This window comes from Termitidicoccus mucosus (assembly GCF_038725785.1).
Taxonomy (GTDB): Bacteria; Verrucomicrobiota; Verrucomicrobiia; order Opitutales; family Opitutaceae; genus Termitidicoccus; species Termitidicoccus mucosus.
Genome location: NZ_CP109796.1, coordinates 6,738,380 through 6,764,408, shown reverse-complemented (window position 1 = coordinate 6,764,408; position 26,029 = coordinate 6,738,380). Strand labels below are relative to the sequence as shown.

26 protein-coding genes and 2 pseudogenes are annotated in these 26,029 nt (G+C 59.6%); 9 read left to right on the top strand and 19 right to left on the bottom strand.

Annotation, left to right across the window (positions count from 1 at the left end):
- The 3 genes and pseudogenes from OH491_RS23930 to OH491_RS23920 form a co-directional block, all read right to left on the bottom strand.
- Entirely contained in the window at window positions 1–441 is a 441-nt protein-coding gene (locus OH491_RS23930; RefSeq protein ID WP_068768711.1) for a prepilin-type N-terminal cleavage/methylation domain-containing protein, read from the bottom strand.
- Between the two features lie 62 nt (window positions 442–503).
- The gene (locus OH491_RS23925; protein WP_334319009.1) at window positions 504–947 is read right to left on the bottom strand and encodes a prepilin-type N-terminal cleavage/methylation domain-containing protein; all 444 of its coding nucleotides are present in this window, start codon (window positions 945–947) and stop codon (window positions 504–506) included.
- Between the two features lie 98 nt (window positions 948–1,045).
- Window positions 1,046–1,337 (bottom strand): annotated as a pseudogene (locus OH491_RS23920) (DNA methyltransferase); the annotation flags it as partial.
- Window positions 1,338–1,934: 597 nt separating this feature from the next.
- Between OH491_RS23920 and OH491_RS23915 the strand changes: the two are divergent.
- Complete coding sequence (locus tag OH491_RS23915; protein WP_068769745.1) at window positions 1,935–2,159, top strand: hypothetical protein; 225 nt, start codon at window positions 1,935–1,937, stop codon at window positions 2,157–2,159.
- The gene (locus OH491_RS23910; protein ID WP_068768714.1) at window positions 2,156–2,584 is read left to right on the top strand and encodes a type II toxin-antitoxin system VapC family toxin; all 429 of its coding nucleotides are present in this window, start codon (window positions 2,156–2,158) and stop codon (window positions 2,582–2,584) included. Before OH491_RS23915 ends, OH491_RS23910 begins: the two co-directional genes overlap by 4 nt.
- A gap of 177 nt (window positions 2,585–2,761) precedes the next feature.
- Here OH491_RS23910 and OH491_RS23905 read toward each other — a convergent pair whose 3' ends face one another.
- From OH491_RS23905 to OH491_RS23895, 3 genes are all read right to left on the bottom strand, one after another.
- Window positions 2,762–4,780, bottom strand: coding sequence for a hypothetical protein (locus OH491_RS23905; protein ID WP_068768715.1), 2,019 nt, complete (start codon window positions 4,778–4,780; stop codon window positions 2,762–2,764).
- Between the two features lie 18 nt (window positions 4,781–4,798).
- Window positions 4,799–6,196: a hypothetical protein gene (locus OH491_RS23900; RefSeq protein WP_145928547.1), complete on the bottom strand. Its 1,398-nt coding sequence runs from the start codon at window positions 6,194–6,196 to the stop codon at window positions 4,799–4,801.
- A gap of 67 nt (window positions 6,197–6,263) precedes the next feature.
- The gene (locus OH491_RS23895) at window positions 6,264–6,992 is read right to left on the bottom strand and encodes a hypothetical protein (protein ID WP_068768717.1); all 729 of its coding nucleotides are present in this window, start codon (window positions 6,990–6,992) and stop codon (window positions 6,264–6,266) included.
- A gap of 76 nt (window positions 6,993–7,068) precedes the next feature.
- On the opposite strand from OH491_RS23895, the pseudogene OH491_RS28310 reads away from it, so the two are divergent.
- Both OH491_RS28310 and OH491_RS23885 read left to right on the top strand, forming a co-directional pair.
- A pseudogene (locus OH491_RS28310) lies at window positions 7,069–7,249 on the top strand (transposase); the annotation flags it as partial.
- 424 nt (window positions 7,250–7,673) lie between these two features.
- The gene (locus OH491_RS23885) at window positions 7,674–8,801 is read left to right on the top strand and encodes a hypothetical protein (protein WP_145928548.1); all 1,128 of its coding nucleotides are present in this window, start codon (window positions 7,674–7,676) and stop codon (window positions 8,799–8,801) included.
- 392 nt (window positions 8,802–9,193) lie between these two features.
- Here the strand turns inward: OH491_RS23885 and OH491_RS23880 are convergent, their stop codons facing one another.
- The 4 genes from OH491_RS23880 to OH491_RS23865 all read right to left on the bottom strand — a co-directional run bounded on the left by OH491_RS23880 (window position 9,194) and on the right by OH491_RS23865 (window position 13,948).
- Window positions 9,194–11,146: a hypothetical protein gene (locus tag OH491_RS23880; protein ID WP_145928549.1), complete on the bottom strand. Its 1,953-nt coding sequence runs from the start codon at window positions 11,144–11,146 to the stop codon at window positions 9,194–9,196.
- Between the two features lie 4 nt (window positions 11,147–11,150).
- A complete protein-coding gene (locus OH491_RS23875) occupies window positions 11,151–11,993 on the bottom strand; it encodes a hypothetical protein (RefSeq protein ID WP_068768721.1) in 843 nt (280 codons plus the stop codon).
- Window positions 11,994–12,407: 414 nt separating this feature from the next.
- Complete coding sequence (locus tag OH491_RS23870; RefSeq protein WP_068768722.1) at window positions 12,408–13,655, bottom strand: type II toxin-antitoxin system HipA family toxin; 1,248 nt, start codon at window positions 13,653–13,655, stop codon at window positions 12,408–12,410.
- A complete protein-coding gene (locus OH491_RS23865) occupies window positions 13,652–13,948 on the bottom strand; it encodes a helix-turn-helix domain-containing protein (protein WP_068768723.1) in 297 nt (98 codons plus the stop codon). Before OH491_RS23865 ends, OH491_RS23870 begins: the two co-directional genes overlap by 4 nt.
- 396 nt (window positions 13,949–14,344) lie before the next feature.
- Between OH491_RS23865 and OH491_RS23860 the strand changes: the two genes are divergently transcribed.
- Window positions 14,345–15,892 carry an adenylate/guanylate cyclase domain-containing protein gene (locus tag OH491_RS23860; RefSeq protein ID WP_068768724.1) on the top strand — a complete coding sequence of 516 codons (1,548 nt, stop codon included), beginning with the start codon at window positions 14,345–14,347 and terminating at the stop codon, window positions 15,890–15,892.
- Between the two features lie 274 nt (window positions 15,893–16,166).
- A complete protein-coding gene (locus OH491_RS23855) occupies window positions 16,167–16,949 on the top strand; it encodes an SDR family NAD(P)-dependent oxidoreductase (RefSeq protein WP_068768725.1) in 783 nt (260 codons plus the stop codon).
- Window positions 16,950–17,140: 191 nt separating this feature from the next.
- Here the strand turns inward: OH491_RS23855 and OH491_RS23850 are convergent, their stop codons facing one another.
- The 4 genes from OH491_RS23850 to OH491_RS23835 all read right to left on the bottom strand — a co-directional run bounded on the left by OH491_RS23850 (window position 17,141) and on the right by OH491_RS23835 (window position 19,658).
- Window positions 17,141–17,464, bottom strand: coding sequence for a hypothetical protein (locus OH491_RS23850; RefSeq protein WP_068768726.1), 324 nt, complete (start codon window positions 17,462–17,464; stop codon window positions 17,141–17,143).
- A 19-nt stretch (window positions 17,465–17,483) separates the two neighbouring features.
- On the bottom strand, window positions 17,484–17,888 hold the full coding sequence (locus OH491_RS23845; RefSeq protein WP_068768727.1) for a hypothetical protein: 405 nt from the start codon (window positions 17,886–17,888) through the stop codon (window positions 17,484–17,486).
- Window positions 17,889–17,957: 69 nt separating this feature from the next.
- A complete protein-coding gene (locus OH491_RS23840) occupies window positions 17,958–19,214 on the bottom strand; it encodes an ISL3 family transposase (protein ID WP_084441816.1) in 1,257 nt (418 codons plus the stop codon).
- 192 nt (window positions 19,215–19,406) lie between these two features.
- Window positions 19,407–19,658 (bottom strand): helix-turn-helix transcriptional regulator, encoded by a 252-nt coding sequence (locus OH491_RS23835; protein ID WP_334319011.1) that lies wholly within the window; start codon window positions 19,656–19,658, stop codon window positions 19,407–19,409.
- 61 nt (window positions 19,659–19,719) lie between these two features.
- On the opposite strand from OH491_RS23835, the gene OH491_RS23830 reads away from it, so the two are divergent.
- Window positions 19,720–20,679: an FkbM family methyltransferase gene (locus OH491_RS23830; RefSeq protein ID WP_084441818.1), complete on the top strand. Its 960-nt coding sequence runs from the start codon at window positions 19,720–19,722 to the stop codon at window positions 20,677–20,679.
- A gap of 94 nt (window positions 20,680–20,773) precedes the next feature.
- On the opposite strand, the gene OH491_RS23825 is transcribed toward OH491_RS23830, so the two are convergent.
- The 5 genes from OH491_RS23825 to OH491_RS23805 form a co-directional block, all read right to left on the bottom strand.
- Window positions 20,774–22,420 (bottom strand): sensor histidine kinase, encoded by a 1,647-nt coding sequence (locus tag OH491_RS23825; protein WP_068768729.1) that lies wholly within the window; start codon window positions 22,418–22,420, stop codon window positions 20,774–20,776.
- Window positions 22,421–22,433: 13 nt separating this feature from the next.
- Window positions 22,434–23,402 carry a response regulator transcription factor gene (locus tag OH491_RS23820; RefSeq protein ID WP_334319012.1) on the bottom strand — a complete coding sequence of 323 codons (969 nt, stop codon included), beginning with the start codon at window positions 23,400–23,402 and terminating at the stop codon, window positions 22,434–22,436.
- Window positions 23,403–23,499: 97 nt separating this feature from the next.
- Window positions 23,500–23,943, bottom strand: coding sequence for a hypothetical protein (locus OH491_RS23815; protein WP_145928550.1), 444 nt, complete (start codon window positions 23,941–23,943; stop codon window positions 23,500–23,502).
- A gap of 155 nt (window positions 23,944–24,098) precedes the next feature.
- Window positions 24,099–24,545, bottom strand: coding sequence for a type II toxin-antitoxin system VapC family toxin (locus OH491_RS23810; protein WP_068768730.1), 447 nt, complete (start codon window positions 24,543–24,545; stop codon window positions 24,099–24,101).
- Entirely contained in the window at window positions 24,542–24,883 is a 342-nt protein-coding gene (locus OH491_RS23805) for a hypothetical protein (RefSeq protein WP_334319013.1), read from the bottom strand. The genes OH491_RS23810 and OH491_RS23805 overlap by 4 nt, the downstream gene beginning before the upstream one ends.
- Before the next feature lie 379 nt (window positions 24,884–25,262).
- Here OH491_RS23805 and OH491_RS23800 point away from each other — a divergent pair, with 379 nt between their 5' ends.
- Together OH491_RS23800 and OH491_RS23795 are read left to right on the top strand one after the other, a co-directional pair.
- Window positions 25,263–25,505, top strand: a complete 243-nt coding sequence (locus OH491_RS23800) for a hypothetical protein (RefSeq protein WP_068768732.1) — start codon at window positions 25,263–25,265, stop codon at window positions 25,503–25,505.
- On the top strand, window positions 25,502–25,921 hold the full coding sequence (locus OH491_RS23795; protein WP_068768733.1) for a PIN domain-containing protein: 420 nt from the start codon (window positions 25,502–25,504) through the stop codon (window positions 25,919–25,921). Before OH491_RS23800 ends, OH491_RS23795 begins: the two co-directional genes overlap by 4 nt.
- Window positions 25,922–26,029 lie beyond the last annotated feature (108 nt).

The following is a 26,029-nucleotide window of genomic DNA, read 5'->3' as shown; positions in this document are numbered from 1 at the left end:
TCAATAGGGGACGATCACGCCGTTGCGCGTCAGCACGCACTTGTCATATAAAGTGGTCAGATTGACATAAAACCCCGGGCCGATATAATCGGCCAGCGACGCCGGGGCCATGGGCAGATAAGAAAACTGCGTGGAGCCGTCAGGCGCGCGCAACGCCGCATATTTTGCATCGTTGGAACCCAGGGCGGCCCAAACCGCGTCCGCATCCGCCACCCGGCTCCGAAACACCTGCTTGGCCGTGTCCAGCGCCTGGCACCGGGCCGCCGCCGACTTGGCCGAAACCGCCGCCACCGCATTGCCCATCGGCGCCTGGTGCATCACCGTCGCCGCCCCGGCCAGAATCGCCAGCAGCGCAAGGGTCACGAGAATTTCCATCATGGTCATTCCGCAACGGCGGCGGCCGTGAAAAAAAACGGCGCAAAAAATAAAATGCTGTTTCATGATCAATTTTATAAAAACAACAAGCCGGGCTCAAACCCGGCCTGTCGCCCGGACCAAAACCATCAAGGCGCCATCTGGACCGTCGGCGGCGCATTCGTGGTGGCCGGCACCAGCTCAAGCTTGGTGATATCAACCGAAGGATCGACGGTGTAGACCAGATACAGGCCGTCAAATTCATCGGGAATGCTGGGATTCCCCAAAATATCCACCAGGTCCTGCACCGAGGAGACCCCGCTGAAATCAACGCCAAACGCATGCAGCGCCTTGGCCTTGTCATTGATCTGCGAGACCACCACCTTGTCCCTGACCGACCGGGCCACCGCCGGAGCGTTGGTATTCAAGGCCATGATCGCCACGATGCTGGTGAAAATGGCGATCACTCCCAGGGTCAGCAGGATTTCAGGAAGGGTAAACCCCCTGCGTCCGGCCCTGGCGCGCCCAAACCACTTCCCGTGGAAGAATCCCGGGCGTTTTTGTTCAACTTGCTGCTCAACTATGATGTTCATGATTTTTCCGATTGATATGCGTTGGAGAACGCCCCGTTCCGGAAACGTCCACACCCACAAAACCATTATGGGCGTCCTCTCTATGAAACGTTTCAAAATTTTCGAAAATCCGGGGATAAGAATAAATTATCCTCGCCGAAGATTTTATTCATCAACAAGTCGAGTGCGTAGATTTCATTGTCATCAATCGAAACAAAAATCACGCCGTCCTGTTTCAACAAATCCTTCGCCAGCGAGAGGCGCTGCCACATGAATTCGCATGCCGCCAGGCGTCATTGCGTCAACGAAGCGGTCGTTATAGACAAAGTCGCGGTTGCCGGTGTTGTAGGGCGGATCGATGTAGATGCATTTGACGCGCCCGGCGAAGGTCATGCGGAGGTGGCGGAAGGCGGCGGGTTGACCTTGGGAGAATCCACGACGTGGCAGAATGGCAGTCCCGGCGTTTCCATTCTACTTTTCCCCCAGGAAATGGGTGGAATGGGAAACGCCGAAAACGCAGCGAAAAGGACGACAACGAACGTGCTTAAACGGATTTCGGGGCGGATTTTGCTTTCGCTGGCGATGTGCAGTATCAGGCGCGAACTTGGCCGCAATCCGTCAGAGTTTTCCGTTTCAGTCAATTCTAACGAAGAGTCCCGTGACGGTTGAGAGTCCCTGCCGAGAAGCAACGAACGCTTCAATGAGGCCGCGCACCGCAAAAAATCAAGAAAATCTTACAGTAAAATTTATCGCCAGAGAAAGGCTCAAAAAACCGGCGCGCCGTTTTACCAAGCGCGCCGGTCCCTGTTCATATAACAAGCATAATCCCAATATAATCAATGCTAACGAATGCTACCCCAACAGTTTGTTGTCATCGCCGGTGACGGTGTTAACCCCGGAATTGGCCCGCAAAATTGGCACGGGCCGGCAACGAGGCACCGCCAACCCATCATCGCCGCCCGCCGCCGCTCCCTTGACACTCTGGCGAGTGTGACCATGGTGCACGCTATGCCTACTGCCACCATCACGCTGAAAGTTGACGCCAAGGAAAAGAAACGCCTGCAAGCCGAGGCGCGCCGCGCCAAAAAAAGCCTCAACGCTTACGTGCTGGGCAAGGTCGCGGGCGGCGACGTGAGCCGCCGGGGCAAGCTCGACTACGACAAGCTTACCGAGCGCTTCAAGGGCCGTTTCGAAGGCGAGGAATTATGGCGCATCATTCCGGGCCGCGAATGAGCGCATACTTTGACACGTCGATCTGGATTTCCCTCTACATGCGGGATTCCAATTATCCCGCCGCGCGGTCCTTGCGGGCGGCAAACCCGGATGCCTTCTGGACGCCGTGGCAGCGCCTCGAATTCAATAACGCCGTCCGCACTTGCGTGACACGCAGGAAAATTGTGCTGGCGGACGTGCGCGGCATAGAAAATACCATCCAGGCGGCGATGAAAAACGGAGAATTGGTTCCCCGGCCAATCCCCGCCTATGCCCTCTGGCAGGAAGCCGAAAGGATTTCCCGCGCGCACACACCGGCAATCGGCGTGCGCACGCTGGACTTGCTGCACGTGGCCGCCGCCCGCGTACTCAAGGCCACCCGTTTTTGCACTTTCGACACCCGTCAGCACGCCTTGGCCCGTGCGGCTGGACTGGCCATCAACTGACGCATGGCGCGGTTTGGCGTGCGTGGGAGCCAAGGACGGATTCATCGCGCAGATAAGGGGAGCGCAGCGGTTTGTTTGCCGGTGCAATCATTCCTTTCCGGCGCGGGCGTGCCAGCGGATTTTTGCGGGATTTCCGGTTTCGGTGAGATATGGCTTAAAAACCTTTGCCATCCCGGATTATTTGACGGCCTCGGCCATTTGCAGCGCGCGCCGGAATTCCTGCGAGGAGGACACGCCAAGGTATTGGCGCGCGCTGGGCAGCGAGGCGGAATCAAACGCCGCGGGGGACCATCCGGCCTGCAACGCCTGCAAGGCGCGCTCCTCGCGCTCCCGCGTGGTTTTGACCAGCCCCTCATACGTGACGCCGCCCAGCTGCCGCTTGGAAAAATCCACCGTGCTCATCACCTCGACATAAAACGGCATGCCTTTGCGCAAATGAACATAGGGGGTGTATTTTTCCAGATAGGAAAAAATCCGGGATTTCATCATCGCAACCGATGAATTTATCGCCTTGTTGAACTGCACCCTGGGATCGACCATGGGCACCCCGGTCTCGGAACGCACCACCGTGCCCTCCGCGAACGCCACATTGGTATACCCGGACACCGCCTCCAGCAAAATGGGAAGCCATTGCTGGATTTCCGGCGGCTCAATATACAAATCAACCAGCCCGCGCATGCCCTCCACCCCCGGATACAACGGATTATAAGCATTCACGGCAAACCCGGAAATCGGCAGCTCGGTGCCGTCCGGAAAAACCATCAAATCGAACACGACATCCAGTTGATTGCGCACCGGGGAACCGCCGGTCGAGCCGCCGAGCATCACGCCCCGCGGCAGCTGAACCTGGCGCCGGAACACCAGTTCCTGGGTCGTGACCGCCCAGACCCGCTGGTCCAGCGACGAGGAAATCACATTGTTGACCAGGCACACGGCGAGCCGCGTCCCGGTCGGCACAGAATTGGCCGACAATTTATATACCTCCGGCGCAGGCACAGGCAAACCGGAGGCCCCCTCCGGCGCCGGCGGCCCTTGCGGCGCCTGCAACAAGTCCAGCTTGCCCTTCAGGGATGCTCGCATGGTTTCCAAATCGGAACGCAACGCCGACGCGGCGGTAACATCCGTTCCGGAACCGGTCTCCCCTGCCCCCGGGCCAAACCACGCCTTGGGCGCCACAACATACCGGTCCGAAGCGGCGGCGGCGCTGCCGGCATTATTCGACCGCTGCCTGTCGCGCTCCGCAAAATAGTCGTCATCCCGGGCATCGGACACCGCGCGACCGCCCGCCGAGGCACCCGCGCGCGCATTGCGATCCCTCAGCAAAACCTCGTCCATCAATCCCGTGCCCTCGGAACCACTCCCCTGCCCTGCTCCCGTACCGCCGGAAAAACCCGCGCCGCCTAAACCATCCGCACCCGCTGAACCGGATGAATCGGACGAATAACCTAAAATTCCCGAACCGGACTGCCCGGACATTCCGTCACGGCCCGGAGCCCCAGCCTGGCCCGCGCCCTCAGGTGCGCCTTGAAAAAAACCTTCATGGCCAAAATCACCGGCCGCGTCGTTCGCACCAAATGATCCCTCCACACCGGAAACGCCGCCGCGGCCGGCAGCACCAGGCGCGCCCTCGCGCCCGCCAAACCCACCGGCGCCCGCGCCTGCAAATCCTCCGGCCTCACGGCTTGTCAAACCCGGAACATTATAACCGCCCGATCCGCTCCCTCCCGACCGGCCATCGGAAAACCTCCGCCCGGCATCCGCAACAGGATTCCCGGCAGCCTGGCCATCTGAACCGGAAACGCCCGCGCCCGGCACCTTTTCCTCTTGGGGGAAAAGCCAGCCGAACCGGGAATCCATATTGGTCAAGCCAATGGTGGGGTCCGCCGCGCGGTCCAAAAACGCCTGTTTCGACTCCCCGGCCACGGCACTGACCGAGTCGAAATAATCCGACGCGTCGCGAATATGATCCTCCCGGGAAGGATTCCGGCCCTCCGCAATGCTGTCCAGGCGCGCGCGGGAGGATTTCGTGACCGGGGCGGACACGCCGAAAGGCACATGAAAAAATCCCGCGCTGTCGCGGACAAAAAACCAAACCAGCCCGCCCAGCAGCGCGGACACCGCCAGCGCGATGGCCACAATCCAAAGCGGATTGTAGCGGATCACCCCCGTCACCGGATCAATCGTCGAAAAAGCCATGATTAAAAATTCCCCGGTTCAACGCCCGTCCTGAATCACCACCCCGGCGGCACGCCAGGTCACGGCGTCCCCGCGCCCCCGCGTCCGAATGCTGGCCGGCGAGGGAAACATAAACCGCACCGGGGTGTTGACCGGATGAATCCCGGCGCCTTGGGAAAGAATCCACAGGGTGTTAAACCGGCCCGCGTCCGTCTCCTCCGCGCCCTCCAGCGACACCACCACCGAACGGGGGCCGCCCGGCGCGGGCGTCTCCGGGGTGTCGAAACCCCACAACACTTTCAACAAGCCGAAATCCCACCACAACGTTCCGGGGGAAAGATTCCGCACGGACAATTCATACACCACCGCGTCATACTCCGGAAACCAGTAACCCCACAAAAGCCAGTAAGTCTGCCGGTCCTCCGGATTCACAAAACCGGAAACCGGCCCGTCCACCACCCGCCCGTCCATCACCGATTTGGGCCGGAACCGCACCAGGTTTTCAGAGGAATACCCATCCGCCCGGTCAAACACGGCCTGCTCGTAAAGATGAATCATCTCGATCATGGTCGGAAAATATTCCCGCACTTCCCCGCGCTGAAACGGGGCGTATAGCGGCGTCGGGCCGCGCGAGCCAAAAACATAGGAATTCATGCCGCCCGCCCCCGCGTAACCCGGAACCGAGGCGCCGTCCGGCACCCGGTTGGCCACAAACGGTCCGGAGGAATTTGTCGGAAAAACACCGTCCGGCCCCGCGCCGCCGGAGCCGGACAAGGCGGAAGGCACCGCGGCCTGCGGGGCCATCACATCGGGAAATCCCCCCACCATGTCCAGAATGACCAGGGGCAGAATCTCCTCCGAGGAGGGCCGGACGATTTTCAACCGGATCTGAAACTGCACCGGCCTGCCCTCCAATTCCAGGGGAATGAACACATGCGTGTACCGGAAATTCTCGGGAAACACCGCCTGGGCATTCGCCTGAAAATACAAATACGGGGAATCCGGCATGGTAATGACCTGCACCATGCTTTCCGGCGGGGGCACCAGGCCCGCCGCCGCGGGCTTTACAATATAACCGTTGCGCATCAACAGCACGCTTACCGCGCGCCCCTCCGTGATCGCGACCGTGGGCAGCGAGCCATAACGCAAAATCTGGCGCCGGGACAAATCCCGCAGCACCCGCCCCTCCGGCAGCCGCTCCGCCGAAGCATCCCGGCCCTCCTGGAAAAACGCCGAGCGCATCGGATCATACGCCTCAAGAAGAGGGGCCTTCACCTTTCCGAAATAATCCACCGGGCGCAAATCCACCGGCGTCTCCGTGGACTTCACGGGACGCATCGGCGCCGGCAGCGTCGCCGGCACCTCGCGGGGCTGCCCCGCCAGCCACAACATCGGCGACGCGGTCAGAAAGAACCATATATAAATTTTCCGATTCATAAAAAGCAGGAGACTCATAAAATTCAGCGAGGGGGGAATTTTTCTGTCAGAAGGCATGGAGACATGGCTATTTGAAGTATAAATCCTCGATGGCGATGGGCGGGGCATCCACTCCGTTCACGAAAATGGAAACCAGCCTCAGTCCCCACGGATTTTTCGACGTGGGGGCGATGATGTCCAGTTCCACGTCCCAGCGCACCGGCTCGCCGGTGTTGCGTATCCTCGACACGATCGTGGTGCGCCCCTCCACCATGGCCCGGACCTTGTTGACCCGGGTGCTGATCACAAACGTGCGCGCCTCCGGGGTGCCCGCCAAAAGCCGCAGCGTCTGCGCCTGCCATTCCACGCCGGCATCCTTCATCTTCGGGTAAGCCCGCCGCACCGAGGCGCGCTCCTTCGAAATGATCACCTCGTCCACCAGCCCCTCGATGGAGTCCAGCCCCCTCGGCTCCCCCTCGGAAATAAAATACAACCGGGGAATCACATGGGACAAAAACGAATACACCGTGTCCGGCGTCACCTCGTAACGGGAAACCCCCGTCGATTTCAAACGGCCCTCCGCGTCCGGCATCACCACCCACGGAGCCTGGTCCGCGCGCAAAAACAACAGCAAAAACAAAACCACATTCCCGCCCAGCGAAAACAAAAACAACACCAGCGACGCCAGCGTGACTTTCAGGGCATACGCATACGTAAACAAAACCCCGTGCGCCTCCGCCTTGCGCGGCGCGGAAGATGAAAGCTTCTCCCTGGAAACAGACTCGACGGCAGTGTCATCGGATGCGGCATCACTCATGTGAGTGCTTATGCGGAAAAAACAAAAAATCGAAATTTCCTCAGAAGAATCATCAAATTACCGAATTCCCCTAAAATGGTGCGGTAAATATCTGGAGGGGTTGTTGCGGGAGGGAGGAGCGCAAGTCGATTGGACCGTTGGCAGCCCGGATCGGTGGCGATAACCAAGCGTCGCAGCAATTCGTCAACCAGAGCCCGTGGGACCACGCGGCGCTGTTGCACCATCTGCGCCAGCGCAGGCGATCGCAGGCAAGAGCGATCGCCACAGATGCCCGCCGATACGCAGGTCATCGGCCAGGCTCCGCGCATCGCACACATTGTCTTTGATCCCGGAGGGAGCATGGCGTTCACGGTAATGTTCGGCCATCTTGGGATTGGCGGGATAAACCCGGACACCGTCGGCGAAACATCTGCTCGACCACGGTGCCGTGGCGGGTCTCCACCGCCACCGGGAGGCAGGGATAATGCGCGGTCAGCTCTCGGCGGAACTGCCGCCAGCCGGCCTCGTTGTGCTCAAAGCGCAATCGCGCCTTGCCCGTCGAGCACGATCACGTCGTGATGTTCGCACGCCCTGCCGAGCGCGGCGAAATGGGTTTCATCGGACCGTTTCATTCGCGCGATTACGATTTTTTAAATTACGGTTTTTTCCATAATCACATTGACCACTCTCGCCTTTCCCGCCATGAATCTTCTCATGGTGCTTCACTCCAATCCCTTTTTCTTTGAGTCCCCGAGCGACCGCTGGTCCTTCACTGATCGCGAGGAACTCACGTCAGAACTTTGCGCGTTCATGCGGCAGCGCGGACGCCGCCTGCTGGTCCACGGATTGCGCCGCATGGGAAAGACATCGCTTCTCCTCAACGCCGGCAGGATATCCAAGGAATGCCTGGTCTTTGTCGATGCGTCGGCGGCGACGAGCCTGAACGAGGTTGCGCAGGCGCTCCTTTTGGCCGCGCCACGCGAAGAGGAATCACTTCTGCCAAAACTGCTCCGACTTGCCCGGACGCATTTCGCGTCCGTCTCCATTGATGCCGGCGGCATCAAATTATCGGGGGAACTGCGCCCGGAGGATGGTCCAAAAAATCTCGAATCTGTGTTGACCTACTTGAATGCGCGCGCCGGCGCTGAAGACAAGCCATGGACAATATGTTTCGATGAATTTCAGGACATGCGTATTCTTGGCGGCGGGCGGATCGATTGGCAGCTTCGCAGCTGCATTCAGCATCTCCGAAATGTAAATTTCATTTTTTCAGGTTCCGACTACCGCCTCGTCAAATGGATGACGGGACCCAACGCGGCATTCTTCAGGCAGCTCCAGATGATGGAGGTCGGACCGATTGAATCGGCCTTGCTGATCGAGTGGCTCGCGGCGCGGGCCAAAACCGGTGGACTTGCTCGTTTCCCGTTCGGCCAGGGCATTGTTGACATGGCCGGGCCCCGCACCGGAGACATAATTCGACTGGCGATGGTGTGCTTTGAGATCGCAGCCCCGGAAAAAACGCCCGAAGGCCAGGTGGTGGCAAAGGCATTCGACATGCTCACTTTCACGCAGATGACGCACGAATTTTCCGCGCGGTGGCATGACTGTACATTGACCCAGCGTGCCCTCCTGAGAGCACTTGCCCAAGGTTTCGCCCCGACTGCCGCCGAAACCGTAAGGAAATTTGGATTGCGTTCTTCCTCCACCGCCCAATCCGCAGCCAAGGCGCTGGCAGAAAGGCAAATTCTTGTTCGTGACATCAAAAATGAGATTAAATTCGACAACCCATTTTTTAGACACTGGTGCAAAACGCAAGGTGTGCAGCCTTGAGCGGGGCAACAGAATCGGGAAACCGTGATCGCAAATCGTTTATTTTTCTATTTTCGGAAAACTTGTGCGATTTGCAGGATAATGCGGATATTGGGATGCGTGCCACGCATGTGTTTTTCCCTGCGGTTAATTCTGGTTTTGCACCACCACGTCAACATTTTCGCGGATGGTGACGCAGATGGTATTCTTGAAATGGATGCTACTTCGCCTCGTGCGTCTTGGCCTTCTGCTTTTTGCGCGGGTGCGCGTGCCAAAAAGTTCCTCGCCGCCTGCAATCCGCCCCTGGCTAATGGAGGCGCTGGCGCGCTATGCCCCGCTGCCCGCGTTGCCACACCTGCTTCACTCACTCCGGCCCATCCGCGATATGTGTAACCTCACTTGACGGAGTAGTGCTAGGAGATCTTATCTCCCAGTCCACTGATACCCGAGCGAAGCTTCGAGATAACAGTAGAAAAAACACCGCCCGCGGACGAACCGGAGCCGGAGCCTCCTCCGGCCGCGGCGACCCCGGCGGGACCTCCGATCAGCCCGCCCGCGGCCGCTTTTCCCGCGGTGCTTGCCCGGCCCGCGGAAGAGGCCGCAGTCGACGCGCCTTGTTGCAAGCTTAGGCCCATGATTCCCCCGGCCATCATCGCGCCAGCCTGCGTTTTTGTGATCAAATTATCAATAAATCCGTTCGCCCCGGAAATCACCGATTTCAGCATCAACGGCATGCCGATGATAAAACAAAACGCCACCACCCAGGCAACCCACACGATCAAATTAAAATCATTGCGCCAACCGGACGCCTTGTAGGCCGCCAAACCCGTGCCCACCTTGACCATGGTGCTTCCGGGAACCATCGCTCCGACGGCCAGACCGGTCGCGCCCTTGCCCAACGGCGCCAAAACCTCGTCCTGCATCATGTCACGAACCGCTTCCACAAATCCGATGGCAAGCTCCACCACCACATTGGAAAAAATCGGAAGAAAAAACAAAACCACCATCCATAAAACCCCCTTTTTCAAAGAAGTGGACAGCTCCAGCTCTTTAGGCAAAAAAAACAACGCGCTCCACAGGGAAATCAAAATCGGAAGACTGTAGATCGACAGCGCCATGTATGCATTCACCACCGTCAGGGCCAGCGGAATCAATAATTGCAGCACATTGCCCGACCAGCCCGAACCATACAAAGCCTCGGTCACCGACCGGGCCCGGACCTCCTCAAAACCGGCCCGCAATTCATCCAGCTGCTTTTCCAGCACGGCCAGCGTCGCGGTCCGGGCCTCCGGATCGCCATCCCCGGCATGCTTCAAATCCCGGTACACCGCCGACGCGTCGATCACATAAGCCGCCACATCGCGCAAATACAAAGACTGCAAAAATTGCAGCGTCCCGGTGTATTCATGCAAAATCCGCCGGAACTCCTCGCCCCCCGCCGCTGAATCGTCAAAATCGGCGGCGGCCTGCATCGCCCGCCCATAGGCAAGCACGGCTCCTGAATTATAAGGCCTCATCACAAAACCGGAGCGGAAAACCGGCCAGGCGTCCTTGTCCTCCCCAGGCTCCTCCGGCTTGGAAAAATCATACAATTTAAAAACATCCAAATACTCCTCATAGGGCTTCGCATTGACCACAACCCCGTTCTCCACCGTCGCAAGCGCGTTTACAACCGCCGGTCTCCGCGGATACGTGCTGGCATCCGCATACCACGGGAAACCGTCGATGCCGGTCAGCGTCTTCTCCACCTCCAAATACGCGACATCATACGGCGAGCGGCCCGCAATCTTTCCCTTGAACGCCGCCTCCGCCGCCATGGCCCATTCCATGGATTCGTCATACACGCGGCGCAACGCCAGCCGCACCCGGGACGATCCGACGGTCTCCCGCAACTCCGCATCCTTGGCCTCGCGGGCAATGCGGGTTATCATAGAGCCCATGATATTGGACGCCGACCTCATCCACTCGCTTAAAACCGAGGGCATGTCGGGCGCCACGACAAAAAAGCAAAACAACCCGAGCAGCAAACGCACCACCACCCAGTTGGCCAGCCCCGAAAACGGCTCCTCCGCGGCAATGACACAACGCAGCCGCCAGGCCAGGCCCGCCACCGCGCAAACAACCAGCAATGCCAGCAGAAAACCGAGAAACTCGGGCGCGGTGTAGAACATCCACAACCTGGCCGCAATCGTCTCGATTCCCTTGTCCGCCGCCGTGCTCAATGATCCCGGAAGCCGCGGCATCTCCAGCGCCGTCCCGGCCGCGGACACCGCGGGGGAAAAAAACGGCGACACAAACGGGAAAACCGCCGCCGCCATTAAAGCCGGACGCGGAAACCGCGTGAAAGAAAAGCGGGGAAACGCCATGAACTCACCTGTATTTGCTATAGGATTTCAACACCTCGACGCCGCCCACGACTGAATCCGACAGCCGGGACTCCTCCCGTTCCCTGCGCTCCTTTTCCCTCGCTGCTGCATCCGCGGCCTTCAAGGTATCGACCTTGCGCTTGTCCGCCTCCGACGCCAGCATCATGTCCAGCTGGCTGGCTACCACGGCCGTGTTCGCGGCCGTCTGGTCCTCGGGATTCTCCTGCGCCTCCTCGGCATTTCTTTTCAACTCCCGGGATGCCTTCTCCCTCTCCATCGCCAAAACCGCAGCCTCGGCCTCGCGCTTCAAACGCTCCGCCTCCCGCGCCCGCTCCAACCGGCGCTTGAACTCCGCATTCTGCCGCTGCAACCGGCGGTGCTCGTACACATACGAGGACGCATTGCCCAGCGTGACCCCTTCCCTTTGAAATTTATCGGACACCGCCCGAGCGGCCTTGTATTCGGAAATCATATTCCGCGCCGCGCCGGCATGCTCCGGATTGCTGCTCAATTCACCCACCAGCGTCGCCGCCGCCCACAAATCACCATCGGACAGACGCTTCGCGGCCTCCACCATCACCATCGCCTTTTGTGCGGTCCTGACCGTCCTGCTGATGGTTTTCTTCAACTTGGCCAGATCACCAAACCGCTCCAGTGATATGACGCTCGATGTCGCCGACGTATAAGTGTTCACTTGGGTCATCGCGTTCTCAATCCAATTCAGGGTCGCCTGGATAAAGGAACTGGCGTCAAACGTCATAAACTGCGCCCGGGCCGAAATCCCGGAAAACAAGCCGAGCATCAGCAAACCAAGGCGCAAGCCGCGAAAAAATTTTGAAGGCATCATGGGTGCCCCTATGGAACTTCCGCCGGATTTCCGAAATCGGGAAAATTGAGCTGTGATAACGCGCCGGGCGTCCGGTTTATTTCAGAGCGAAACTTGCCGTTCCGCTGTCCGGCGCGGCAAGTCGTAAACCCTGATGAAATCCCCGCTGCCGCAGAACGACCATCAAGCGTTCGTAATCGGGCCGGCTCGGCCGCATCGCAGGGTTGCCGATATGAAGCGGCATCGCATCGTTCTGAAAATCAATTCAAATTTTTCAGGGCAACCCCAAATTCATACCAATTCCCAGTCATTTATAGATCTATCAAGATAGGGCGAAACCTCCGGCTGAGCCGCGGTTCGGGCAGGGACACCTCGCCCTGCCTAAAATATAAATCTCGTTCGGAGATTGTATCAATTATTAATGAAATTTGTTTCTTAGCTGAAATCCCTGAAGGCTTTCCCGAACTCAAGGGCGAGTCGGTCGGCGATTGATTCCTTGAGTCCGGACTGTTGGGCAAACTCCGGCCAGCGTCCGATGGCATGATGGACTTGACCCAATACCGCAGCGGCATCCTTGATCTGAAATTCGGACGCAAACCGGAGCAGGTCGTTTCGAGAGGGGGTTCGGGTTCCCTGAACGGTCATTGCATGGACTCCCATTTTGTTGGGACCCGGGCTATGCGTCAGATCGAAGGCCGGAGAGAGCGTCCACCGTCCGGTTTCATTCATGGTGAACGAGAAGTTTTTTCCATGATCGTCGCAGTTGCGGGCGAGGACATTGAAGCATATACGGCGGAATATCGCGGCGAGTGTGCCGTGATCCCGGGTAAGCCGATGGGCGACCTTGGCCAGATCCTCATAGGAGCAGAGCAGATGGGATTGGTGCAAAAGACCCGACAACGAATGCGTGTGGATTTTTCTGGAACCGTCCCGGTCAAAGCGTCGTATGCCAAAAAGCCCGCGTTTGCCTTTGGGGGCGTCGATCTCGAAAAGGCGGGTGTCAGACATCTCGACGCCCGAGGCATTTGCCATCAGCGAATAGGCGTACTCCAGCCGGCCTTCCTGCCGGGAGTCCTTGTTCTCGAAAGGGACCGTCGAAAGTTTGATCAACCACCCCTGCGCCCCGTCGGGAATGTCCGTGCCGATGCGCAGATTGCCGTCGGGGAGCAGCGCCGCGAGCACCTTGGGCTTGGCGCCGCCGGCAGAGCAGCCCGAATGGAAAAGAGCCAGCGTGGCGGCGGGATGGCCGGCTGCGGGCCTGCCATCTTGCAGGAAGGATGCCTCCCTGTCCACTTGGGCAAGTGTGACCGCCTGTGAAAGGGAAGAGAGGGAATCAATGACCGGATGGTATTCGAGCGCCCCTATGCCGCTTGCGCCGATATAGCCAAGTCGGATGAGCGGGGACGCGGTCTCCGGGTTGATACCGGCCTCTTTCAGACGAAGGTCCAGGAGGGATTGTCCCCAATAATCCGGCAGGCTGTCGGCAAAAACGCCGGGGAGACCGGAAAAGGCTGGATCCGGGTGCGTGTAGGGGGCCTGCCTCGCGGATGGAAGTTGCAGAGGCGAGATTTCCAGCCCCGACGAAGGCCAGTTCTTATCATACTGAAAATAGATGCGCCCGGAGGCTGGATCGTCGGCAAGTTGTCCGACGGTTTTTTCATGCAGAGTTACTTTCAGATTCATGATTTGATGGTTCTGCCGCGCTTGCGAACCGATTTGGGTTTAAGTTCCTCAATGGAGCGGATTGGAAGGGGCACGAAGATTTCCTTGAAGTCATTCTCGCGTCCCAAGGCGACTGATATGAGAAAAAGCCGTTCGAGGGTTATTTTGCCGGTTTGTTCGAAAAGCTGGTAAGTGCCAAAGGCTACGCCTGCCCTGCGGGCCAGTTCTTGCTGGCTCCAGCCGAGTTGGAGCCGGAGCATTTGGGTTTTTTTGGCAATGTCTTGTATGAATTCTTTGGGTGAAAGTAGAATCATTCAAACAAAATACTAGTTATTGCATTGTTTTCAATCAAATAATAACTAAAATATTAGTGCAAATTGTTTTTATCCTCAACTTGAAGGCATTGGTAAAATATGGGACCGGTTCAGGTGGCACGTTTCAGTCCGAAAAACCTCTTTAAGCGACGAAATGAGCCGCGCAGCGGCAGTCGCTGGAAACTGGTTGCTCAGTCTGTCCAGAAAAATTCATCTTGTTTCTGTAAAAAAAGCATTTAATTAGACAGAATTTTAAACAATTAAATGCCTGCCTCAGCATCACCCGTGATGAATTTCAAAACGACCACATCGGCAGAGGCGCTTTGCGTGAGGACAGGCCTCCACCATAATGACCGGAACGCGGCTCCAGAGCGGCAACGTCAATCGTAATTCTTAATGCAAACCCAAACCAACAGCCGCATTTCCGACACGACTCCCTCGTCGCAGGAAAAAAAGATCCCGGATGCCGACGAGGCCAAAAGCGCGAAACCGCTCGGCATCGCGCCGCTGCGCGAGGCGCTTTTGGTGTGGATTTCGATCACGCTCATCGCATTCATCGGCTTCTGCATTCTTTTTATCAGGGCCAGAAATTACGAAAACAGCTCCATGGAAAATGAGTTGAAAGGGATGGCCCTGATCGCGGCGAACTTGGTCGATGGCGACAGGATGAAGGAGCTTACCGATGATGCGCAAACGGGCGGCGAACTCTACAATGACATCAGCGATCCGCTGGTCCGCTTCCACCGCAGCGTCCCCTCGCTGTTTTATGTTTCCACGGTGCGGATGGTCGACGGGCAGGTCCATCACGTCCTCGGCACCGCGAGATATGTGTCCGACATGCGCCCCGGCACCCCGCTGAACCGCAACCGCGTCATGCAACCCTACGAGTCGCCCGACCCGGCGCTCATCGAGACGTTAAAACACCATCACCTGAACATCACGAAGAGGAGCTCGACCAATAAATTCGGCGTGTTCAAGGGCGCTTACGCTCCGATTTACGACAGCCGGCACGAAGCCACCGGCGCGGTGTGCGTGGTCCTCGACATGAAGGAGTACAACGCGCGGATCAACGAGGTGTTTGCCATCTGCCTGAGCGAGTTTCTGCTCGTGGTCCTCCTGACCACGATCATGGCGGTTGTCATCCACCGATCCCGGTCGCGCTCCCTGTGCCACCTGAGCCGGATGTATGGCCGGCAGGCCAAATACCAAAATGAAATCGAGGAGAAAAACAGGCAGAACGAGGAACTGCTCGCCAACATCCTCCCCTTCGACGTGGCGCGGCGGCTCAAGCAGGGCGAAAAAATCATCGCCGACCAGCATGAGCGCGTGACGGTGATGTTTATCGATCTGCTGGGATTCACCCGTTTCAGCTCGCCGCTGACGGCGCAGGAAGTGGTCAATTTCCTCAACCGGGTGTTCAGCAAGTTCGATGAGTTGGCGCTGCGCTACAAACTCGAAAAAATCAAGACCATCGGCGACTGCTACATGGTCGTGGGCGGACTCGCGCCGCTCGACGACAGGCACATGCGCCGCGTCGCCCTGATGGCGCTCGACGTCGTGGCCGCCTTTGGCGAGATCGTAAAGGACGAGCCGGACACGCTGGACTTTGACATCCGCATCGGAATCGCAACAGGCCCGGTGGTGTCGGGCGTGATCGGGAACATAAAATTCGCCTTTGATCTTTGGGGCGACACGGTGAACACCGCCAGCAGGATGGAAAGCCACTCCGGTCCCGGCAAAATCCAGTGCAACGCCGACTTCGTCCAGCATTTGCAGCGGGAATTCATCTTCGAAGATCGCGGCGAGATCGATGTGCGCAGCAAGGGCATGATGCGCACATGGTTCCTGGTCGGGGCCAAGTCCGGCCCCCCCTCCGGTACTCGCCCAGGCATCGACACCACGACGCCACGGGAAGAGAACACCAATTCCCTCCAGAAAACATGACAGCGGCCGTCCCGTCGGAAGATGATGCCTGACGCACGGAATCCGGCAGCGGCCTCCAGTAATGGCGCGCAGGCTGCGAGTTCCACCCGCCTGCCGTCCGCCCTCAGGAAATGCCGCCGGGGCGGGCGTCAAATTCATCTGGCGGGTGCCGCGCGCCTCGTTGGAAACATTGCCCTTGGCGGGACCGCGGTGCGCGACGGGGATCAAAAAGCACCGCATGGTAATTGTTTACTGCCTGCATTAAGTCATCCGGCAACGCATTCTCCAAAGTCATATGGACTTAGGACTCAAGGACAAACTGGCTCTGATAACAGCATCCTCAGGCGGTATCGGTTTTGAAATCGCCCAGGCGCTCGCCCGCGAGGGCACCCATATCATCATTAATGGGCGCAACCAATCCAGCGTCGATATTGCCATCCAAACCATAAAGAAACAGCAACCCGATGCGGTGCTGCATCCTCTCGTCGCCGACAATGGGACGGCGCTGGGCACGCAGGAAACAATAACGAATTTTCCCGATGTCGACATACTGGTCAACAACCTCGGGGTGTATGAATTCGTGGGATTCTTCGAAGAGACGGACGGTGACTGGTTGCGCCTTTTTGAAATAAACATCCTCAGCGGAGTGCGGCTCAGCCGCCATTATCTCCGCCGCATGCTGGATAAAAAATGGGGGCGCGTCCTTTTTATATCGAGCGAACAGGCGGTGAACCCCTGGCTGCGCATCCCGCATTATATAGCGACCAAGGCGATGCAGCTTTCCATCGCCCGGAGCCTGGCGGACTTGACGAAAGGCTCGGCTGTGACCGTCAACGCGGTGCTGCCCGGCACGGCGCGTTCGGACGGCGTGAAAAAGCTCGTGCGGAAGCTTTACCCGACCATGTCCCCCGAGGAGGCGGAAAGGCAGTTTCTCACGGACAACCGCCGCAAACACTCGCCCGACGATTTACTCGACCCGCGGGAAATCGCCAGCCTCGCGGTGTTTCTTTGCAGCACCACGGCCGCAAGCACCAACGGGGCATCCTACAGGGCGGACGGCAACGTGATCGCCGCCTGACAGTGCAAGGAAGTTCGGTTTGCGCCGGTTTAATGGGTGTGCGAGGCCCGGGGCGGATTGATTGTGCGGTATCTTCGGTATTTCTTCTCTTGGGTGCTCGATCCCCAAATGAGCGGTCATAACCGGAAACACCGCACGCCGGGGGGCGAGGAATCCTTCCGCGTCGCCACAGTGCGTCACGGTTTGGGATGTCAGCAAATTCCGGGATCCTGAAGAGGCGCGCCTCTGCATCTGCCCGTGCGCATCTTCAATCCGACGGGCGCCTCCTCGTCGAGCACGAGCGCGGGGATCTCCTTCAAAACGAAATCGAGCACCATTGCCTGCGCCTGATAATACATTCCTTTTTTGGCATAGACGTTGCCCCTGACGAGAACCGTGGAGCCACCGGCCAGACGGCCTCGCACGACAAATGTATATCGCGCCATGGGCAGCGATTCGACAAGGACCGGCTCCTTCGCGTTTTCCGGCGGCACGGGTTTCCGGCCCGCGCCGTCTGCTGGTTGTTCGTTTTTCATGGTTGGTTTATCAGAGTCCTCACTTGACCTCGAACTCGAACGCCCTGTCGGGCAGATAGAGCGCATGGCGGCCAGGAGCGAGCGGGATGTCCACGCGGATACCGGCGCGCCCCTCGTATTTACCCACCGTGGGTGCGCGTTTTTCCCCGAAGGTCACGGCGGCCTCGCCTAGGCGTCGCAGTTGCGCGGCGCGCAGCAGCGTGCCGGGCTTTGCGCCGGGCTGGCAATCGAGGCGCACGATCTCGAAGCCGCTTTCGCCTTCGGGCAGTCCTTTGAGGGTCTTGAAATTTCCCCCCGCGCCTGAAGGCCAGCAGCACGTTCCGCCCGGAAACGGCGGGTACCTGATTTTGCCGAGCGTGGGCGAGGCCTGCAAATACCAGAGAGTGAAGTTTCCAGGTTTCCCGTATTCCGGCGAGCAGGCCATCCATCGCTTTGCTGCACGCCAAGTTGCCCCAATCTCCTCCCCTATGTCGTAATAGGTTCCTCGCTGTTTTCAGTGGGAAGTGGGGTTGGAAAGGTTGGCCGCGTGAAAGTAGAGCATGACGACAAGGTTGTCCACCGAGCGGAAACCGCGCGCCTTGCGCTTCACCGCGCTGAACACGCTGTTGAGCCCTTCCATGAAGGCGTTCGTGATGTGCCCCTCCCAATGCGCAAGGATGCCCTCCAGGTGCCTCTCCACCATCCCGGCGCACTTCACCATGTCGGCCAGGATCGGCGGATGATATTTGCCCGCGCTCCAGCGCACCCACCGGCACCACGCTCGCAGTTTGCGCCGCGCCCTCGCCGCGCAGGCCAGTTGGTAGATCTTTTGCAGCGCGATGCGCATCTGGTAGGCCTTCAGCGTCCCCAGCGTGCTTTTCAGCAGCCCCTGATACTGCCGTTTCTGTCTGGCGCTTAGGTTGTCCTCGTTCTTCAGCAGCACCCAGCGCGCGTCCTTGAGCAACTCGCGCTGCCGCTCGTCGCAAAGCTTCTGCTCCTCCCGCCTCGCCTCGTCCACCGCCCCGTTGGCCTTTGCGATCACGTGGAACTTGTCGAAAATCACCTGCGCCTGCGTGCCGATGTTTTGCGCGATTCCCTTCATGTAGGCCGGGCACATGTCGATGGACACCCGTGTGATCGCCCGGTGGTGCCCGTTGTGCTCGCCGAGCGACCGCACGAACTTCTCCCACGCTCCCGCATCCCGCCCGGCGCACGCAAAGAGCACCCGCCGGCCTATCAGGTCGCAAAACACGCTCACGTAGCGCCGCCCCTTGCGCGCGCTCAGCTCGTCGCAGCCCACGCAGGTCACCCCGCTGAAATCGAGCTTCGGGTATGTCGCCGCCACGTGCGCGTGCAGCAGCCGCCACAGCCTCGTGTCATGCTCGCCAAGCCGCCGCGCCGTCGCGGCCACCGGCATCTCGCGCAACAACAGCAGCGCCATCGCCTCGAACGCCTTCGTGAAGTGCTTGCACAGCCCCTGCCAGGGCGGTTGCACCCGGTAAACGCTCCCGTCGCGCCGCTGCCCGCGCGGCACCCGGCAGCGCAGCACGCAGCGATGCTCAAAGACGTTCAAATGCCTCCACTCGATCTCCCCGACGTGGTCGTAAAGCCGCACCTCCTGCTTTTGCCGGGCTCCCTCCTCCTCCCAGAATTTTGGCAGCTCATCGACCCACAAGCGCACCTCGCCTTCCACGGCGTCAAACTCGCAGCGGCTCACCCGCCACTCCTCCCCCAATCCCAGCAACTGATGAAATAATGCTTCGGGTGTCATTAGCCTTTACTTCACCCCATCCAACCCCGCGCTTCCACTGAAAACAGCGAAGAACCTTTACTATAATGGAGATGTAAAAATATTTGGGACACAGCCAAATTGCCGGCCACCTGATATGATCCGTGCCGCAGGCCATCCATGGCCAAGGTTGCGGTTTCGATGCAGACCACGCGCTGTTTCGCCTGAAATGCCCTAAAGGCCGATGCGCCTCAGGACAGCGGAAGGCTTGATGCCCAGCTGCTCGCAAACCTGCACGAGCATGGCCACGGTGATGCTGTAGCGGCCCTGCTCGATGAAACCCATGTAGGCGCGATGAATCTCGCATCGCCAAGCCAGCTCTTCCTGGTTCAAGGCCGCCTTGTTCCGCACATCGCGCAGCACGGCGCCCAACTGTCTTGCCAGCTGGATTTGCGCAGGAGTGCGGGTGTCTTTTGACGCGGCCAAAGCGCGCCAATTATAAGGGCGAACTATGTTTAATTCGACTATGTTAACATAGTTTTCCCTTGTGCCCGCCCCCATTCTCCTCCCCTATTCCCGCAAAATCATCCGCCCCGTCTTCTTCGAGGCGCCGGAACCCCTTGAAACACGCCCCGCCCACATGCATCCCAAAAATCCGCCCAAGTTCGGCCATCACGCCCCCGGATGCTTCCTGCGCGCCCTGCTGCGCCTCGCGCAAAACGCGCCGCAAAACTGGCTCGGCCAGCAATTCGCCCAGTCGGTGCGCAAAATCGTCACCCACTGCGCCCGGCTCCCGATCGATGTCGAGGTCGGCCCGGTAAGAATGCGATGCCCGATAACGGACAACAATTCCGAGCGGAAATTCATATTCATGCCCTGGCGCTTCGACCGGATCGAACGCCAGCTTCTGGCCCGAACCCTGCCGCGCGACGGCTGCTTTCTGGACATCGGCGCGAATGTCGGGATATATACGCTCACGACGGCCGCGCACCTCGGCCCAAGCGGACGCATCGTGGCCGTCGAGCCCAACCCGCCCGCCCTCGGGCGTTTGCGCTTTAATATCGATGCCACCAGGGAGGGATGCCGGGAATGGCCTGAAATCACCGTCCTCGGCGTCGGCGTCAGCGATGTCGCCGGGGAGTTTGAATTGCGCCTGGACCCGGCAAATCTCGGCGGCAGCAGCCTCGTCCCTTGTGAGGGCGCGGCGCCGGCTCAAAATCCCAATCCGCCCGGCCATGTCCGCGTGCCATGCAAACCCCTGCTCACCATATTAAAAGAGCTCGATATCCGCCGGGTACACGCGATCAAGATCGATATCGAGGGCGCCGAGGACATGGCATTGACACCCTACCTCGAAGCCGCCCCGGACAATTTGCTGGCGGATGTCATAATCATCGAAAACTCGGAGCGCCAGTGGCGGCGCGACCTGCCCGGCGCGCTGGCCCAAAAAGGCTACCGCCCGCAACTGCGCACCCGCATGAACACCGTGTATCGCCGGAGCGCCTGACACCATTTCGCGTTCAAGCGCACAATAATGGGGTTTCCGGAGGAACGGATCTTCCGCGCCCTTTCATGGGCCGGGATTCAGTTCGCAACCGGCATCACGATGCGATCTGGCCGCCGGAGGAAGGATGTATCGGAACCCGCGCCGTCGCAACCGCACCATGGCCCGGTTGCGAGTCGATCCGCAGCGTCCCTTGCATCAGGCGCGCGCGCTCCGCCATCGTGCGAAGCCCCAGGTGCAGACGGTCCATCCGCTCGTGCGCGGTGGTGTCGAAGCCCCGCCCGTTGTCCGCGATGCGCATCTCCAGCCAGTCCGGACGCCCGGGTGCCGGGGCGAGAGTCACCCTCACCTGCTCCGCCCGCCCATGCTGGATGGCATTGGAAACCGCCTCCTGCACGAGCCGGAAAAGATGCTCGCGTATCTCGATCGGAAGCTGCTCCCCGCAGGCGCGCGCCTCGTTTCGAAAGATAATGGACGCACCGAAACGCCGCCCGGCCTGCGCGCAAAAATCGGCCACCACATCGGCAAACTTTGCCCGGTCCAGCATCTCCGGACGCAACCCCGCCACCGTGCGCCGCAACTCCTTGAGCGCCCCCGAAAGCTCCCGCGCCGCCGACTCCATGTCCGAAATCACGGGCGCCGGCACTTTCGCCACCCGCAACGCCGCCAGCGCCGCCGCCACCCGCATCCCCGCCCCCGCGATCAACTGGCTGGCCCCGTCGTGCAAATCCGCCGAAATTCTCCGCCGCTCGCTCTCCTGCACCGTGAGCATGTGCCCCGCCAGCCCGTGCAAGACTTGGTCCGCGCGCCGGTAGTCATAAAATCCCCCCGCGATCAGCAACGAGACCGTCATCGACTCCAGCAAAATCGCGTGGAAATACACCCGCGCCGCCGAGAATGACGCCGTCTCCAATTCCGGAAACTGCGACTGCGCCGCCACCGCCACCGTCAGCAAAGCCAGATTCGCCAGAATCACCCCCGTCGTCTTGCCCCAAGCCGCTATCAGCCCCCCCAGCACGATCAGCACGGTCATGGTCAAAATCGGGTGCGCCTCATCCCGCCCCAGCACCAGCACGGACAGATACAAACACGCTCCGATCTGCGCCAGCGCCAGCAGCATCGATCTCCACGACCTGAACCCCTCCGACCGGAACGATGACTGCAACAACAGCATCACCGGCGTGAACACCACCACGCTGATGCACCCGCCCAGCCACCACGACAAGAACCCCAGATGGAAATCCACCAGCGGAAAGCTGTGCCGCATCACAAAATGCCACACCAGCGGAGCCATCACCCCGCACGGAATCACCCCGCCCATCAAAAACAAAATGCTCAGGAAACGCACCCCCGGCACATAGCGCGGGCTCTGCGGCCAGCTCTGCCGCACCAGCCAGCAGCCCGGCACGACGATCATCACATCCGAGATAAAATAAAACGCCGCCTGCCCCGGCGCCAGCATGCACAGCAACCCCAGCGCCCCGCCGGCCAGCGTCCACGCATACGCCCGCCAGCCATGCAACAGCGCCACGCCCAGCGCCATCCCGCTCGGCGGCCAGAAGAAGAAGTTGTGCAGCACCCCCGTCTCCCGCTGCCCCCAGACCGAGCCCGCCGTCATCAAAAACGAACCCGCGCAAAACGCCCACCACCACCGCCGCCCCGACCGCGCCTCGTCCACGCCCGGCGGCAGGTCACCGGCGGCGGGCAGGGATGTCGAAAAAAGACGGCGCGGGAGCAGACGCATGGCAAACAGTGCCCTACAGGCCCGACAAATGATCGCGCAGCGTCGCCGGGGTCATCGGCACCACGCCCGACGCCAGGCCCAGCGCCACCAGCTCGGTGACCTTGGTAACCTTGAATTTTTGGAACAGGTTGCCCCGGTGAATCTCCACCGTCCGCTGGCTGATCCCCAGCCGCGAGCCGATTTCCTTGCTCGAAAACCCCCGGGTCATCAACTCCAGCACCTCGCGCTCCCGCGCGGTCAGTTGCGGAGCCCGCTCCGACTCGCCCAACTCCTCCAGCGTCCGGCTGCGCACGCATTTTTCCCCCGCGCACACGCGCCGGAGGATTTTTATGAAATCCTCAAACGAATCGTCCTTGGCCACGAACGCATGCGCCCCCGCCTCAAACGCCTCCTGCATGGCCAGCAATGTCGCGTGCATCGTCAGCACCACGATGAACATCTCCGGACGCTTCTCCCGCAACCCCCGCAAAAACTCCATCCCCGGGCTTCCCGGCATGCTCAAATCCGTCACCAGCACATCGGGCTCCGCCCGCTCCACCAGTCCGGCCAGCTCCGTCCCGCTGCTCGCCTCGCCAGCGTATTCGAAACCCTGATACCCTCGCAGCAGGGCCGCGATCCCGTCGCGAATCACCCGGTGATCGTCCGCGACCGCCACCCGCCACCGCCGCCCGCGCCCGGACGAAGCGCCTTGGCCGCCGCCTGAAGCACCATGCCCCGCACCCTGCCCCCCTCCGACTCCGCCCGGCGCCCCACCCTCTTTCGCTTGGGACTTGTTGACTGAAATATTCATCCCCTTGGTTCTTCCCATTTTGAGCGGGCGAGACAAGCGATTAATAAAAGAGATGTAAAACACTGTACCTAAAGCATCATGCCATTTCCCAATGAAAATCACCCTTTTGCTGGAGCCGTCGCGGAAAAAATCGCGTATAACCGCGACGGCCCCGCCGGAGCTCGGCCCTCCAGAAGAGTGGATCTCGTTCAAAATTGGTATTATACCAATGATTGAAGCATCTCTTTATCAATGAAGTATCCTAATATCGTGATAGTTAATAGGTAATCCACGACCTGGGCGAACGGTATCAGACGGGGCTGGACGAGGCTAAAATGGACAGTATTTGGACAGTATAATCGGCACGAAAAAATTTCACTGACATGTAGGAGAGACCGCGTATCTGGCAGGCCAATGTACAAGCCGTCAACTTGGCGAAGGCTGAGAAGACCTGATAGCGGCCATGGATCGGAGGATGGCTCCGAGGATCGTTGAAAGGATCGTGCCAGCCGGACTCCGCTCCGTGATCAGTTGTCGAATGCACCTTGGAAAAGACTGCCGTGTGCTTAAGAGGGACTGAATGAGGGAGGGCCGAGCCAAAGGAGGCGTTTTTTGTCACTTTTTCCTCCTCCAACGATATGTCCGCTTTCCATCGCCGCTTGCGTTTGCATTTCAATGCCAGGCTGTTTGTTTTTTCAATTTCATGAATATCGTTCCCCAAACCAACCAAACATTCATTTCCAATGTCATTCAATTATGCAAAAAGTGACAAAAAACCGATCCCTTCCGGGCTCCCGCTTGGACGGAACACAGGAAGGCTCGCCAAATGGGCGCAAAACACACCGCCGTCGTTTCAGTCCGGGGCGTGTGTAATGGGTTTCCGGATACGCGTCGACGCGCGCGGACGCGTCAAGCCGGCAATAATGCGAAGCCGGACGCCTGCGCGGCCTTGCGCTGGTTGGCGTCGAAAGACAGGAACGTCTTCGCCCCGTTGAGCTTCGCCAGCGCGATATGCATGGCGTCCAGCGTGCGCGTGCCGGTGAGCGGCGTCACCCTGGCCGTCACGTCCATCGCGGCCTCCATCCACTCATAGGCGCGGAGCGGGCGCGGTTCAAGGATGCCGTCCCGCAAGTCTTCCTTCACGAATTGCTCGCACATACGGGCGTCGCCGGGGCGCAACTGCCCTTTGTGTTGCAGGCGTGAGAGCACGTTGCGCAATTCCAGCATCCCAAACGGTGTGAGCGGCAATCGCGGCGGCTTTGTCCAAGCCTGCGCGATGGTCACGGCCTCACCGTGCCGGGTGTCCTTGTCGTTGTAAAGAGATGCCAGAAATGAGGTGTCCGCATAGATTTTCATCCAAGGAAATCAAGCACGTCCACTTCGTCCTTTGTGCTGATGACGCGCCTCGACCGGTCAGGTGGCGTCCATTTGCCGGGGTTCTTGGCCGCGGTGTAGGTGCCTATGACCTTGCCTCGGCGCGTGATTTTCACCGGACCGCGCCGGGCGGCTTTCTCGACGGTGGCAAAGTTGTGGCGGAATTCCCTCAATGTGGCGGTTGTCATGTTACACATTGTTGGTTGCACTTCGGCCCATGTCAACCCGCCTGCGTAAGCAGGCAGGCGGGCGGGTCCGTAGCGGGACGCTTTCCAGAAATCCGGTCCGGCGGAAAGCGTGGAGACGTGGATGGCGCGCATGAAAAAGGAAACGAGGCCGAGTGGGACGAGTTCATAAAGGCCGTCATGCTCGGGTGGGCCATCACGCACGGGAAGCCGGCGGCGAGGAAAAAACCGGGACGCAAAGGCTGAAAATTCGCTTCCCGTCCTTCGTTTTGCCGGCGTGAAATGCGCTGAGGTCCGGGAAAACTACCTCGGCCTCATTCCCTGTCAGACGTGATTTTGAAAGGAGCCCTAAAAGTTTTTTTCGGAAATGGACGGAGCCGCGCATGGTGGAGGCGACGGAACTCAAAAATTACGGGTTCCCTTATTGCGGCGCGCCCGACGGTTCGCATTTGATCCAGAAGGGCATATTCCGCCACCTTGACAGGCCCGGCCGAGTTATTACGGTAATACCATCATGCCAACATTCACCTTCAAAGTGACCGAAGCGGAAGCCCGGGACATCCGCCGTTCCGCCCGTGGGCGGACGGTGTCCAGCTACATTCGGCAGAAGCTGTTTGCCGAACCGGCCACGGCGAAAAACAAGCCGGCTGTGAAATACATCTGCAACCGTCCGGGACGCGTCATCATCGCCGCCGTTCCCGGCGCGGCGCCCATTACGGATGAGGAACTGGACCGCTTTTGGGAGGAAATGCCGTGAAGTGGCTTTTGGACAACAATGTCCTTCTCTCCGCCATCGATGCCGGGCACTTGCACCACGCGGTCTCCCGCGCTTGGCTGGACGCGCACAAGGCGGACGGCTGGTGCGTCACGGTGGAGACGTATCTCGGCGTCATCCGCGCTCTCATGAACACGTCCATCATGAGAGGCCGCCCGCTGAAAACCCGGGCCGCGGTGGACGCCGTGACGACTGAGGTTTTGGGCGGCGGGACGCCCGGGCAAATCGTCCATGCCGAGCCGTCCGCCGCCTTTCTCTACAAGGCGCAGGGCCACGGGCAAATCATGGACTTTCATCTCGTAACGGTGGCGTCCGCGCAAGGCGCCCGGGTGGTCACACGGGACAACGGCATTCTGACGGCGTTTCCCGCGTTTTCACATTACCCGAAGTCCGACTGACGGATTGACACGCCCGGCGCGCCGCCGGCCTCTTTGATTCGCACAACCGGGTGGCCGGTCCCGTAACACGCAGCTTTTTTTGTGCCCATTTGATCTCCTCCTTTTCGG

Bases quoted from the DNA above. Each gene is read 5' to 3' on its own strand.
- OH491_RS23800 (WP_068768732.1), top strand. From the start codon at position 25,263: ATGCCAACATTCACCTTCAAAGTGACCGAAGCGGAAGCCCGGGACATC.
- OH491_RS23850 (WP_068768726.1), bottom strand. From the start codon at position 17,464: ATGAAAAACGAACAACCAGCAGACGGCGCGGGCCGGAAACCCGTGCCG.
- OH491_RS23840 (WP_084441816.1), bottom strand. From the start codon at position 19,214: ATGACACCCGAAGCATTATTTCATCAGTTGCTGGGATTGGGGGAGGAG.
- OH491_RS23915 (WP_068769745.1), top strand. From the start codon at position 1,935: ATGCCTACTGCCACCATCACGCTGAAAGTTGACGCCAAGGAAAAGAAA.
- OH491_RS23865 (WP_068768723.1), bottom strand. From the start codon at position 13,948: ATGATTCTACTTTCACCCAAAGAATTCATACAAGACATTGCCAAAAAA.
- OH491_RS23900 (WP_145928547.1), bottom strand. From the start codon at position 6,196: ATGAATCGGAAAATTTATATATGGTTCTTTCTGACCGCGTCGCCGATG.
- OH491_RS23910 (WP_068768714.1), top strand. From the start codon at position 2,156: ATGAGCGCATACTTTGACACGTCGATCTGGATTTCCCTCTACATGCGG.
- OH491_RS23885 (WP_145928548.1), top strand. From the start codon at position 7,674: ATGAATCTTCTCATGGTGCTTCACTCCAATCCCTTTTTCTTTGAGTCC.
- OH491_RS23810 (WP_068768730.1), bottom strand. From the start codon at position 24,545: ATGAAAATCTATGCGGACACCTCATTTCTGGCATCTCTTTACAACGAC.
- OH491_RS23845 (WP_068768727.1), bottom strand. From the start codon at position 17,888: ATGGCCTGCTCGCCGGAATACGGGAAACCTGGAAACTTCACTCTCTGG.
- OH491_RS23895 (WP_068768717.1), bottom strand. From the start codon at position 6,992: ATGAGTGATGCCGCATCCGATGACACTGCCGTCGAGTCTGTTTCCAGG.
- OH491_RS23905 (WP_068768715.1), bottom strand. From the start codon at position 4,780: ATGGCTTTTTCGACGATTGATCCGGTGACGGGGGTGATCCGCTACAAT.
- OH491_RS23930 (WP_068768711.1), bottom strand. From the start codon at position 441: ATGAAACAGCATTTTATTTTTTGCGCCGTTTTTTTTCACGGCCGCCGC.
- OH491_RS23880 (WP_145928549.1), bottom strand. From the start codon at position 11,146: ATGGCGTTTCCCCGCTTTTCTTTCACGCGGTTTCCGCGTCCGGCTTTA.
- OH491_RS23925 (WP_334319009.1), bottom strand. From the start codon at position 947: ATGAACATCATAGTTGAGCAGCAAGTTGAACAAAAACGCCCGGGATTC.
- OH491_RS23855 (WP_068768725.1), top strand. From the start codon at position 16,167: ATGGACTTAGGACTCAAGGACAAACTGGCTCTGATAACAGCATCCTCA.
- OH491_RS23870 (WP_068768722.1), bottom strand. From the start codon at position 13,655: ATGAATCTGAAAGTAACTCTGCATGAAAAAACCGTCGGACAACTTGCC.
- OH491_RS23825 (WP_068768729.1), bottom strand. From the start codon at position 22,420: ATGCGTCTGCTCCCGCGCCGTCTTTTTTCGACATCCCTGCCCGCCGCC.
- OH491_RS23875 (WP_068768721.1), bottom strand. From the start codon at position 11,993: ATGATGCCTTCAAAATTTTTTCGCGGCTTGCGCCTTGGTTTGCTGATG.
- OH491_RS23860 (WP_068768724.1), top strand. From the start codon at position 14,345: ATGCAAACCCAAACCAACAGCCGCATTTCCGACACGACTCCCTCGTCG.
- OH491_RS23805 (WP_334319013.1), bottom strand. From the start codon at position 24,883: ATGCGCGCCATCCACGTCTCCACGCTTTCCGCCGGACCGGATTTCTGG.